Genomic DNA, 978 nt, shown 5'->3' on the forward strand with positions numbered 1-978 from the left:
AGTGTCCCAGTTTGAATCGAAATGACCAACCACAGGTTGTCAGCGCTGACAACTGCTGACCGGATGGGTAGCACATCTAAAAATCAAGACAAAAATCGAGAGAGATTTTCCAGACCTGACCCATCTGCCCCAATTTTTTGTAGAGTGACGGCAGGTGAGCCGGATCCCGCGTTGAAGCCCAGTAGGCGGCGGTGTGAGGGCGGTGTGAGATCCAAAGGTCAAGCATGCGAACCATCCCTATTGTCAAGTCCGCCATGCAACGGCTAAAGTCCATGCTGCAAAAATCCCTGCGTTCTGCTCCGACTTCCCCCGGCTCCAGATCCTCGCTTGTATCCAATGGACGGAGCCTGATCAAGCTGGGCAGCTTTCTGGCCTTACCTTTGATATTCTCGACATTGCCCGGTTGGGCTTTAACATTGGTGGCGCGTCCAGATCTGCGCGACCTCAAACGTGCAGCCGTGGTTCGGGTGGTCAACTACAACACCCTGGTTGTCCAGCTTGAAGGAGACTTGAATTTGCGGCTGGTGCAACTGATCGGGATCGATCCCTTGCCTGACCCGATCAACCCCAACTGGACGGAGTTGCGCGGACAAACCCCTCTGGCAGTTTACAATGCTGGCCAATATCTGCAGACTGCTCTGCTGGGACGTGAGGTGTTTTTGGAGTTGGATCCTGCCCTAGCCCCTGCTCCCACCTTGCCTGCCTACGTTTGGCAAGCCAATACCCTCATCAACCAGGAAATGCTGTTTTTGGGGCATGGCCTGTTGTCGCCACAAACCGATGGCTTGAAGTACGGCCCCATTCTTACTGAAGCTGCCGATGCAGCCAAAAGACAAGGACGCGGCTATTGGACAACCTACGGCCCTCGCTAGAGACCAAGCCAAACCCAGAGCTGGAATTGCCGGCCTGTTTGTTGAGAATAATCTCAACAGCCATCTTCCGCCGGTCGGTGAGAGCATGACTCTAGTCAATAATAAG

At 54.0% G+C, this 978-nt stretch carries 1 protein-coding gene; it reads left to right on the forward strand.

The window, feature by feature from the left end:
* Nucleotides 1-224 precede the first annotated feature (224 nt).
* Nucleotides 225-872, forward strand: coding sequence for a thermonuclease family protein (locus NW818_RS12350; RefSeq protein ID WP_414424719.1), 648 nt, complete (start codon nucleotides 225-227; stop codon nucleotides 870-872).
* Nucleotides 873-978: the final 106 nt, after the last annotated feature.

Source organism: Synechococcus sp. R6-5 (assembly GCF_047461775.1).
In the GTDB taxonomy this organism is placed as follows: domain Bacteria; phylum Cyanobacteriota; class Cyanobacteriia; order Thermostichales; family Thermostichaceae; genus Thermostichus.